Here is a 9904-nt window from a genome sequence, read left to right on the forward strand (position 1 = left end):
GGTCAAATACAAACGAGTGGCAGAGTGGCGACGATGGTTCCCGCCAGAGGTGGCGGTGGTTTCAAGGACAAGAACGTGGCCGTAGCTCCACCGCCGGCGCCGGAGGTTGCCCGCACCGAGATGCTGTAGGTCGTGCCCGCGACAGGAGCCGCCGCGCCCGCGATGATGGCCGTCGCGGCGCCGGGGATGACGCCCGGCCCGACGAGCGCCAACTGTGGGGGCACTGTTCCAACCGTTGACCAAGACGTCGGCGCGTCAAGGTTCTCGAACGTTCCGAGAAAGGGATCTCCGAAGGTTGCAATCACTTGGCCCGGTTTAATCCGCGACGAGAAGTCCCAGCTGTCAGGCATCAACTGGAAAGCCAGCCCCGAGACCGCGATGCGCGTCTCACGCACGCCGACACCGCTAAGACTTTCGCGCAGGGCGACGTTGTTTGCCGGTCTGGACAGTTTCCCAAAGCTGACGCGACCGTTCACAACGTCGAGGCCAGGCGTGCAATCCGGCAGCACTTCAAGCGTCGAACCGGCGGTAAGCCCCACGATGCCAGCCGAAAAAGGGCGACCGATGGTGCCGAGGGTCCCGGTGAGCGACAATGCGTTGAGTGGCATCCCTACCTCCCCTTCCATGCGCTGCGCATCTTGTCCTTGCGAACGATCGTGGTGGCAGCGTGGACGGCTCGGGCGACCTCGAGCTGTGCAGCGCTGGAAGCAGCCGACGCGTCGGCCATCACACGAGCGCGGGCGTTTGCGGTCGTCAGGTTTCGGACAGCGTTCGCCTGCATCGCATCGTTCCACTGGCGGGCGTTCACACCTTTGTGAGCCTCGCGGGTTTCGTGCAAACGCCGGGCTGCGGCGATGTCGCGCAGACCCTCGGGACTGCCGGCGAATGCGCGTTCGTGATCGGTGAGGGTGATTGGCATAGTGTTCCCTTTCATTAGTTGGCGGGCGCGTAACGCAGGACGTCAGTGACGTAGGCGTCGACGCTCAGGCCGGCTTTTGACGCCGCTGTTTCGATTGCGTTGATGTGATCCGGGGTGAGCTTCATTTGCGAGCCGGAGGCAGCGTCGACCAGCGTGACCGGTGCACCGACGGCATCGCGCAGCACGTGCGATCTAGCGGGCGAGGCAGCGCTATCCATGAACGCCATGCTGAAAGACGACCGCTCGCCATCCTGTAGCACCGACGTTGCGGTGTAGCCGGCGCGCAGGCCGCCGAAGTCGTTAAGCGCCGTCTCGGCTGGAACGATGGCATGATCGCTTACGCGAGTGTAAATCTTCCTTGGCATGGTCTGACAGTGGCGGAAGGCGATGTGCAAAAACTACCGCCATCGGACTCGACATCGGCACAATATTCAGCCCATCCCGTGGTCATGACATGGTGGCAGCAACTCTTGGTAACGCTAGTTGGCTCCGGCGTAGGCGGCGCGATTGCGGCGTGGCTTACGATGAGGCTATCGCTTCACCGCTTCTACCGCGAACGCTGGTGGCAGCGTCGTTTCGACGGCTGTGCGATTGTCATCGAAGCTCTTCATGACCGTAAGCGACTACTGGATATGCAGCTGTATGATGAAGAGTCCGACGATAAATACGCTGATTATTTTATGGATGCTGCGAAAGACCGGGGTCGGGAGGCCATGGTAAAGTTACGACGGTACGCTGATCTTGATGTATTGGCACTCCCAGCCGAGGTGTCCGAGATTATCCAAAACTTCTTGAACGCGTCCGACGAAGCGAGTGAGCAGGACACCCTGCTTGAATACATCACCGCCCAACTTGCGTGTACTAATCAGGCGTTATCGGTTGCATCCCCTGCAGCGCTTAAGGGGCTAGGATTGCCGTCAGGCTCTATGAAATAGGGGGCTGCGGGTTCCTGGTGGGTTTACCGTTCTCTTTTGTGGCCGTATCGGTTCGAAGAGTCTCGAGAATCGGCCATTCGTGAAGACCTACCCTCTAATTGATGATTAGCGGGTTGCCTCATTCGCCCTGTCCGGCGATCGGATTGAGCGTCCGACCAAGCACGTAACGCTTGCGACGCGCGCGCCCGGCAACTGCCCGCTGCGCATCGAGATACCGCTTACGCGCCAGGATCATCTCGCTCCGGCCACATTCATCAAGCCAGCGCGAGATGGTGCGAGCGTGTGCGTTCCACTCCGCCTCAGCCCCAGTCACCTTACCCCAGCCAACCTGAGGCCACCTTTCCACGAAATCACGAGGCACGCCCCTGTATGGGCGGCGGACGGGCTCGGCTGAGGGTGCCTCTGCGGCAAAGTCCGACGCTGCCCCAAGCGCGCGCGTAGTTGCCGCGTCGATAGTGCTAATGCGAAAATCTTGGTCCTTCATTGTCCGTTTCCTTGTTCGTGTTTCAAAACAGGTTGCGGGTAGTGGCGGGTAAATGCGGGTACGTTTCCGGCCGCTTCCCCAGATTTAGCAAAGGATAAGACTGCGAAAATTCCACATGTGGCAGAGAAGTTACCCGCTTATACCCGCTTATACCCGCAAGCTGACCCGTCATGCCCGGACCACTCGCCAGTTCTTCTGCTTGGCGTGCGCGTCGTCGCCAGCCATCACTTTCAGCCCGTCAACGATGCGGCCTTGATAGCGTGACAGAAACCGGCCCAACCGTTTGGGGTCGATGCCTCCGCGTTTGTCGTCCGCCACCTCGGTCAGAGCTTCACGCAAAGCGCCGTTGATGCTTCCGTTGAAAGAGTCCCGCAGCTCTGCCGCCTCTCTGATCTCGCCGGTCGTTCGTGGCGACGGACCGACGGCGGCGTGCCATGAAGTGAGCACACCGCTGAGCGTGGCGATCACGGGATCTTCGGCGCGAGCCTTATCCATAGTCTCGACCGGATCCGCGCGACCAAGCCACACCAGCGGGGAGCGAACGAACCGGCTCCAGTCCTCGAATGAGGCAAGCGCAGGCAAAAGCCCGGGATACCCGGCCGCAACGTAAGCTCTCGCGATCGTCAGTGCCGCCGCAACGTATTTCCCGCGGTCGGCGAGCACGAGGTCGAAGGGGCTGGCGTGAAACGTCCGAAGCTCCGGTCGCTCCATGTTCGGATCTAGCGAGCAAAGGAGCGTGCGCCGCGTCATGTCCCCGACAAGTTGGATATTGTTGCCGGTGGCGAATGTCGTGGCGCGGCTCTCGACCTTGACCAGTTTGGAGACGCCAAGCGGGCGGACGGAAACGACGGGGCGCTCGATCATCTGGCACAGCGCATCGCCGCCGAGCTCGCCGTTCACGTTGTCGATCGAGACGATTGCCTGACCGTTGAGTAGGGCGGCGCCTAAGCGCTTCTCCGTTTCCTCCTCGGTCCGGCCCGCCGCAATTACAGGTGCGCGCTCCCCGGTGCTGATCGCGCTGGCGAGATCGATGATGTAGCTTTTACCGGATCCCGCTACCGGGGCGGTCGTTGCGTGAAGCGGCGCCACCGCCATCGCGCCCCGCACCACGGGTGTGATGAGTCCAGAGAGCGCTGCGGAACGGCTCGCGTCGTCGACGAAAGGAAACTCGTCCAGCAACGCGTCAAGGAACGCGAGCGCTGACAGAGCTTGTTTGCGGGATGGCTTGTCGCTGATTGGAGGCATGGGGGGCGGGTTCAGCAACAGCAGTTGCGTTGCCTCGTCATAGCCGGGGTGCGACAGGATTGTGCCATCTGGTCGAAGCGTCGGCGTCGTGATCACACCCGCCAGGCGAGGGAAACGCCATTCGCCGTCACGCGACAATATGACCGCGGCGACGTCGCGCGGGGGATCGGTCGCAACAAGCCCTTTTTTGCGCTCGTTCCACTTCGTCCAATCGGCTGCGCGAGACAAGTGATCGACAAGCATACTGCTATCGACTTGGCAAAGCCGAGCGACTTTCGTGCGACGCCCGTGAGCGGCGGGCATATCGTCGACCGCAGGCCGAACGATGCCCCCACGCACATAGAGCGGCGCTCCTGCGGCTATCAGCGCGGTTTCTGCCTCGGTGGCAATATTGTGCAACTCGCCTGCACGGACCTGGATCATCGGGCGCCGCTCGACATATTCCCACGGTCCGCTCGGTTTGACGTCGCCCTCAAGAGCCGGCGCTTCAAGGTCAGCAAAAGGATCACCAGTTGATCGTGGGGGGATCTCGCTGGTTGGGCGAAATAGGAACGGGGCCGCGTTCATCGGTGGGGACCTTCGCCTTCAACCAGACGGCGCATCATCTCAGCCGCGAGGTGGATCGCGACATCGCGCCGCGCCTTGATGCCGTTCGGAGTTGGGTCTTCCATCTCAGCTATCAGCAGCGGCAATTCAGCTGCCGCGAACGCGAGCAAGTCATACGTTCGCCACAGTGGCAGTTCGTCGAGATCCGCGAGTTCGGTTGCTGCCCGAATTTGGCTATGAAGACGCTGCACGTTCGGAGAGTTATGCGTCATCATGCCGCACCCCCGAACGCCAAGGACGCAAGCGTCCCCGCCAAGCTAGGTGCAATACCGTAGCGCTGCCGCAGATATTGAACCTGGCAGTTGTTGATGCTATCTGCAGTGTTGTCGTGGTTGACGAAGATTCTGGGAGGCCGCCCCGCCACAGGGCGGCCTTTCTGCTTATTGGCTACTGCCGATGTTAGCGGCATAGCTCACGCAGCGCTCTGCTGAGAAGTGCTGGATACTACTCGAGCGGCCATCCACTCATCGAGATCAATGGCGCGATATCGAACTGCCCGACCAAGTTTCATAAACTTTGGGCCGGTACCTGCCAGGCGAAGCTTTTTCATGGTTGAGTAGGCAAGCCCAATGCGAGCTGCCGCATCATCGGTGGTGAGGGCGTGCGACATAATACTTTCCTTCAATTCGGCCACCAAGGGGGACGGTGGGCGAACGAAGGTTTCTCAGGTTCCGCAGAGCGTTCTTACGGAAACGGAAATTTGGAATTATGTGAAGCGATTTCCATCATTTAACCGGTCGTTAGTCAGTAAATAGTGATATTCGGCTTGGAGGAACTGGCGATATCGCTCATCGGTCAATTCCTGCAGTATACCCGGCCTGTCGGGGTAGTGCTGAGAGACCCATTGTCTGAACTTGGTGCCTTTACCCAAGGCCTTGTCGCACGTCGCTTCACTCTCGTGAAACCTCGACGCCGCCTCCTCGAGGGCGCGTTCCCGTGTTGTTCGCGCAGGGCCGGTCATGCGTTCGGTTATGAAGCGGACAATCTCCATGTCACGATGAAATTTATGGCGGGACTCAGCTGATCCTCCGAGCGGTCCGGCGGTTTTCTCTACTACCTTCAAGGTGACGCGGTCTTTCGCGTTCTTACCTTCGATTGCATCCGCTAAGGCGTCTCGAACTATTCGATGAATAGGCACCTCGGACCGAAGTAACTCGGCCAAACGTCGTTCCGCATGTGCGTTGATACGGCTCATTGCTAGGTAAGCACGTAAGTTAAGTGCTTCTTCGTCGTCGCTCATGGCGCAACTCGCCGTTTGATCTGAGTGACGTTGGACTGATCTGCGACGACGATTAGGCCACTAACATGCCTGCCCCAGACGTCGAGCGCAGTCCGCTTTTCCTCTTTCCAGTCGTGCCGCTGGTACACTCCCGCAACGCCACTGCGTGCACCACTGATGTGGTTTAGTACCGCTTCTGTGACCTCGAAACGCACACCAAGACGCTGAAAGCCGGTTGCGGCGGTCCGCCGAAAATCATGAATCCGCCAATCCGGCATAGGGTGGTACTCGGTACTATCATGCTCGGCTTCTGCCTTAAGCAGCAAAGCGACGTCGCGATCAAGCCGCGACTTGCCCCGCGAATGGCCTGATACCGAGGTCTTACCGGTGGTCGTAAATACCAATCCGCGCTGCGGCCATGCAACTTCGCCGCCATCGTTTGCGGTTGCCGGAGCCAAGAGTACTGCCAAGCTATCAAGCTCGGCAATGGCCAAAGCGTTGAGGGGCACAATATGCGCCTTCCCATTTTTTGCGCGAGCGGCAGGAAGGGTCCAAGTCTCCGAATCTCGGTTCAGCTCGCGCCAGTCCAGCCCGGCAATCTCTTCCCTGCGCTGCCCGGTCACGATCAACAGGCGGTACATCGGGCCGAACGGGTATCCCATGCCAAGGGATGCACGCCAGATGGTTGCAAGCTCACTGTCTTCTAGCACCCGGTCGCGTGCTGCCGGCCCGGTCGGCGCATCCATTTCCTCGATAGGAGAGCGTTCGAGGTCGCCGCGACTGACGGCCCACTTAAGCATTTTGCGCAGCGTGGCGTGCATCAGCTTAGCAACTGCCGGCCGATCGGTCAGGCGGTCTAGGACGGCCACCACGTCGGACCGCTTAATAAGGGGCAGGGGCGTCCGCAGAAGGACGGGCACCGCCTCACGCTCCAACAGGCTCTTGCCTTGCTGCCAGTCCTTCCAATGACTTTTAAGATAGCCGTCCACGAACAACCCAACATAAGACGCGAACGCCAGGTCGACCGCTTGTCGTCGCCGCTCCTTATCCACACCCGCGGGGTCGATACCTTGGCCTACTAGCAAGGCCAGACGCTTGGCCTCCGCGCGTGCCAGGTCAGGCGTCCAGGGCGAGCCGTGCTTCCCGATCGTATAGCGCTTCTTAACCGCCTCGCGCCCGCCCATGCGGTATTGATAAACGTAAGATTTGGCGTTGTTGGACGTCATTCGCAGACCGAAGCCGGACAGTTCGTCGTCCCACAGGAACTCAGTCCGTTCACTTTTTGCCATAGCGTCGACGGAACGCTTCGTAATTTTCCCCGTTGCCATTTCGCAAATCCCTGCACCCACTGTGTACCCACAATAGATCAACCCTGAGATACCACAAGGTCCAAAGTTAGGAGGCCGCGTGGCGTGAAACGGGCTATTTGAATGATCTTGGGTACCCACGGACCCCACCAGAACCCAGTTTGTCTCTAACTACGAATCTGAGGGTCGGGCGTTCGAATCGCTCTGGGTGCACCATCTATTTCCGCGGGAGCGGGCAGGGGCCGGAACAGCAATGTTCCGGCCCTTTTTGCGTACAGGCGTAAGGGTTTGCCGTGTTCCTGCGCAGGCAGGAACTCAGAGTGGCGTATGTCATCCAAGCGTTGTTCGGCTGGACCCTGGGCTCCTGCCTTCGCAGAAGCACTGCAACGCTCAACAGCGCCGGAGACGGCCGCTTAGACGCTAGCCTTGGCAACCTCGGCCAGCACGCGCTCGGCATATTCGGGGCGGCAGATCAGCACGTCGGGCAACAGCGGATCGCGGCAGTTATAGACCAGGTCGCTGCCGTCGATGCGCGACGTGTGCAGCCCGGCGGCACGGGCGACCGCGACGGGGGCGCAATTGTCCCATTCATATTGTCCGCCCGCGTGGAGGTAGATTTCGGCGCGACCCTCGACCACCGCCATCGCTTTTGCGCCGGCGGACCCCATCGGGATCAGCTCGGCGCCGATGGCGGCGGCGACCGCGTTGACGATCGGATGTGCGCGGCTACGGCTGACGACCATCCGCGGGCGTGACGGGGCGGCGTTCCATTGCGGCGGTACGTCGTCCGACACGAAGACGCGTTCCGCCGCGGGCAAGGCGACCGCCCCGACGGCAGGAACGCTGTCGATCGACAGCCCGATATGCACCGCCCAATCGTCGCGCCGTTCGCGAAACTCGCGCGTGCCGTCGAGCGGATCGACGACCCATACGCGGCGTTGTGCGCAGCGCAGCCCGTCATCGGCGGATTCTTCGGACAGGATGAAGTCGTCGGGGCGCGCCGCGCGCAACAGATCGAGGATCAGCACATTCGCCTCGGCATCCCCGCGCGGCCCCAGATCCGCGTCCGCGCATGCGCCCGCCTTGCACAGGTCGCGCAACAACACCGCCGCGGCGAGCGCGACGCTGCGCGCAACCTGCGCGTCGGTTTGATCGGTCGGGTTCAAAGATCGGGGCTCCACACACCAAGGATATGTTCGACGATTCGCTCGGCCGCGGCTTCTGGGCTCTCGCGGGTCGTGTCGATCCGGATATTGGGATGCTCCGGCGATTCATACGGGCTGCTGATTCCCGTGAAGTTGGCGATCTCGCCGCTGCGCGCCTTGGCGTACAACCCCTTCACGTCGCGCGCTTCGGCTTCCGCAAGCGGCGTATCGACGAAGATCTCGACGAACTCGCCTGGAAGCATCGCCCGCACCATGTCGCGCTCGGCGCGGAACGGCGAGATGAACGCGGTCAGCACGATCAGCCCGGCGTCGGTCATCAACCGCGCAACCTCGCCGATCCGCCGGATATTCTCGACCCGGTCGGCATCGGTGAAGCCCAGATCCTTGTTGAGCCCGTGGCGTACATTGTCGCCGTCGAGCAGGAAGCTGTGGCGTCCGAGCGCGAACAGTTTCTTCTCGACCAGATTGGCGATCGTCGACTTGCCCGACCCCGACAGGCCGGTGAACCACAGCAGGCGAGGGGTCTGGCCTTTCTGTTGCGCGTGTGCCTCGCGCGTGATGTCGATCGCCTGCCAGTGAACGTTCTGCGCGCGGCGCAGTGAGAAGCTCAGTAGCCCGGCAGCGACGGTCGCGTTGGTGGTGCGGTCGATCAGGATGAACCCGCCGAGGTCCGCGCCCTCCTCGAACGGTTCGAACACCAGCGGGCGATCGGTATAGACTTCGGCGACGCCGATATCGTTGAGGCCGAGCGTCTTGACCGAGAGTTCGGCCATCGTGTTGACGTCGATCGCGTGGCGCGGTTCCTGCACGGTCGCGCCGACGGTCTGCGTGCCGAGCTTGAGCCAGTAGCTGCGCCCGGGCAGCAGCGCGGTTTCGTCGAGCCATACGAGCGTCGCCTGGAACTGGTCGGCGACCTGCGGCGGCGCGTCGGCGGTGGCGAGAACGTCGCCGCGCGAACAATCGACCTCGTCCGCGAGCGTCAGCGTGACCGACTGGCCTGCGACCGCTTCGGGCAGATCCCCCCCCATCGTGACGATCCGTGCGACGCGCGAGGTGCGCCCGCTCGGCAGGACCCGCACCGGATCGCCGGGGCGGACGGTGCCACTGGCGATCAGCCCGGAGAAGCCGCGAAAGTCGAGGCTCGGGCGGTTGACCCATTGCACCGGCAAGCGGAACGCGCGCTGCTGCGCGGCATCGGTGCCGACGTCGACGGTTTCGAGATGGTCGATCAGCGTGGGGCCATCGTACCATGGCATCGCGGTCGATCCGGCCGCGATATTGTCGCCGCCGAGACCCGAGATCGGGATGGCAGTAAAATCCGCGATCCCGATCGAACCGGCGAACGCGCGATAGTCGGCGACGATCTGGTCGAACACCGCCTGATCGTAGCCGACCAGATCCATCTTGTTCACCGCGAGCACGACGTGGCGCAGCTTGAGCAGGTGGACGAGGAAGCTGTGCCGGCGCGTCTGGGTCAGCACGCCCTTGCGCGCGTCGATCAGGATGACGGCGGCGTCGGCGGTCGAGGCCCCCGTGACCATGTTGCGGGTATATTGTTCGTGGCCGGGGGTGTCGGCGACGATGAACTTGCGCCGCGCGGTCGAGAAGAAGCGGTACGCGACATCGATCGTGATGCCCTGCTCGCGCTCGGCGGCGAGGCCGTCGACCAGCAGCGCGAAATCGATGTTCTGCCCCTGCGTACCGACGCGCTTGCTATCCGCTTCGAGCGCGGTGAGTTGATCCGCGAAGATTGCGCGGGTGTCATAGAGCAGGCGTCCGATCAGCGTCGACTTGCCGTCGTCGACCGACCCGCAGGTGATGAAGCGCAGCAGCGACTTGTGTTGGTGCTGCGCGAGATAGGCGTGGATGTCCTCCGCGATGAGCGCGTCGGGCCGATACTCCCTCTCCCCGCTTGCGGGGAGAGGGCCGTGGAGAGGGGCAGTATCGAGCGGTATCGCCTGCGACAGCCCCTCTCCCCGGCCCTCTCCCCGGAGGGGAGAGGGAGAAGTCATGTTCGTCCCCA

Annotated in this window: 11 protein-coding genes; 1 reads left to right on the plus strand and 10 read right to left on the minus strand. The window is 62.0% G+C overall.

Features of this window, described 5'->3' with window-relative positions; genetic code table 11:
- Positions 1–2: 2 nt before the first annotated feature.
- Genes QBJ92_RS02995 through QBJ92_RS03005 form a run of 3 tightly spaced genes read right to left on the minus strand, consistent with a single transcriptional unit; the run spans position 3 to position 1314 of the window.
- On the minus strand, positions 3–608 hold the full coding sequence (locus QBJ92_RS02995; RefSeq protein ID WP_277968203.1) for a hypothetical protein: 606 nt from the start codon (positions 606–608) through the stop codon (positions 3–5).
- A gap of 2 nt (positions 609–610) precedes the next feature.
- Positions 611–919 (minus strand): hypothetical protein, encoded by a 309-nt coding sequence (locus tag QBJ92_RS03000; RefSeq protein WP_277968204.1) that lies wholly within the window; start codon positions 917–919, stop codon positions 611–613.
- 14 nt (positions 920–933) lie between these two features.
- Positions 934–1314, minus strand: coding sequence for a hypothetical protein (locus QBJ92_RS03005; protein WP_277968205.1), 381 nt, complete (start codon positions 1312–1314; stop codon positions 934–936).
- Between QBJ92_RS03005 and QBJ92_RS03010 the strand changes: the two genes are divergently transcribed.
- Entirely contained in the window at positions 1294–1854 is a 561-nt protein-coding gene (locus QBJ92_RS03010) for a hypothetical protein (protein ID WP_277968206.1), read from the plus strand. The two genes, QBJ92_RS03005 and QBJ92_RS03010, sit on opposite strands and share 21 nt — an antisense overlap.
- A gap of 652 nt (positions 1855–2506) precedes the next feature.
- On the opposite strand, the gene QBJ92_RS03015 is transcribed toward QBJ92_RS03010, so the two are convergent.
- The 7 genes from QBJ92_RS03015 to cysN all read right to left on the minus strand — a co-directional run bounded on the left by QBJ92_RS03015 (position 2507) and on the right by cysN (position 9893).
- Positions 2507–4150: a hypothetical protein gene (locus QBJ92_RS03015; protein ID WP_277968207.1), complete on the minus strand. Its 1644-nt coding sequence runs from the start codon at positions 4148–4150 to the stop codon at positions 2507–2509.
- Positions 4147–4404 carry a hypothetical protein gene (locus QBJ92_RS03020; protein ID WP_277968208.1) on the minus strand — a complete coding sequence of 86 codons (258 nt, stop codon included), beginning with the start codon at positions 4402–4404 and terminating at the stop codon, positions 4147–4149. Before QBJ92_RS03020 ends, QBJ92_RS03015 begins: the two co-directional genes overlap by 4 nt.
- A gap of 197 nt (positions 4405–4601) precedes the next feature.
- Positions 4602–4799, minus strand: coding sequence for a helix-turn-helix transcriptional regulator (locus tag QBJ92_RS03025; protein ID WP_277968209.1), 198 nt, complete (start codon positions 4797–4799; stop codon positions 4602–4604).
- A gap of 96 nt (positions 4800–4895) precedes the next feature.
- The gene (locus tag QBJ92_RS03030; protein WP_277968210.1) at positions 4896–5429 is read right to left on the minus strand and encodes a hypothetical protein; all 534 of its coding nucleotides are present in this window, start codon (positions 5427–5429) and stop codon (positions 4896–4898) included.
- Entirely contained in the window at positions 5426–6736 is a 1311-nt protein-coding gene (locus QBJ92_RS03035; RefSeq protein WP_277968211.1) for a tyrosine-type recombinase/integrase, read from the minus strand. Before QBJ92_RS03035 ends, QBJ92_RS03030 begins: the two co-directional genes overlap by 4 nt.
- A gap of 392 nt (positions 6737–7128) precedes the next feature.
- Entirely contained in the window at positions 7129–7881 is a 753-nt protein-coding gene (locus tag QBJ92_RS03040) for a 3'(2'),5'-bisphosphate nucleotidase CysQ (protein WP_277968212.1), read from the minus strand.
- Complete coding sequence (gene cysN / locus QBJ92_RS03045; RefSeq protein ID WP_277968213.1) at positions 7878–9893, minus strand: sulfate adenylyltransferase subunit CysN; 2016 nt, start codon at positions 9891–9893, stop codon at positions 7878–7880. The genes QBJ92_RS03040 and cysN overlap by 4 nt, the downstream gene beginning before the upstream one ends.
- Between the last annotated feature and the right edge of the window lie 11 nt (positions 9894–9904).

This window comes from Sphingomonas echinoides, from assembly GCF_029623395.1.
Classification (GTDB): Bacteria; Pseudomonadota; Alphaproteobacteria; order Sphingomonadales; family Sphingomonadaceae; genus Sphingomonas; species Sphingomonas echinoides_A.

Bases quoted from the DNA above. Each gene is read 5' to 3' on its own strand.
- cysN (WP_277968213.1), bottom strand. From the start codon at position 9,893: ATGACTTCTCCCTCTCCCCTCCGGGGAGAGGGCCGGGGAGAGGGGCTG.
- QBJ92_RS03030 (WP_277968210.1), bottom strand. From the start codon at position 5,429: ATGAGCGACGACGAAGAAGCACTTAACTTACGTGCTTACCTAGCAATG.
- QBJ92_RS03015 (WP_277968207.1), bottom strand. From the start codon at position 4,150: ATGAACGCGGCCCCGTTCCTATTTCGCCCAACCAGCGAGATCCCCCCA.
- QBJ92_RS03025 (WP_277968209.1), bottom strand. From the start codon at position 4,799: ATGTCGCACGCCCTCACCACCGATGATGCGGCAGCTCGCATTGGGCTT.
- QBJ92_RS03035 (WP_277968211.1), bottom strand. From the start codon at position 6,736: ATGGCAACGGGGAAAATTACGAAGCGTTCCGTCGACGCTATGGCAAAA.
- QBJ92_RS03000 (WP_277968204.1), bottom strand. From the start codon at position 919: ATGCCAATCACCCTCACCGATCACGAACGCGCATTCGCCGGCAGTCCC.
- QBJ92_RS03020 (WP_277968208.1), bottom strand. From the start codon at position 4,404: ATGATGACGCATAACTCTCCGAACGTGCAGCGTCTTCATAGCCAAATT.
- QBJ92_RS02995 (WP_277968203.1), bottom strand. From the start codon at position 608: ATGCCACTCAACGCATTGTCGCTCACCGGGACCCTCGGCACCATCGGT.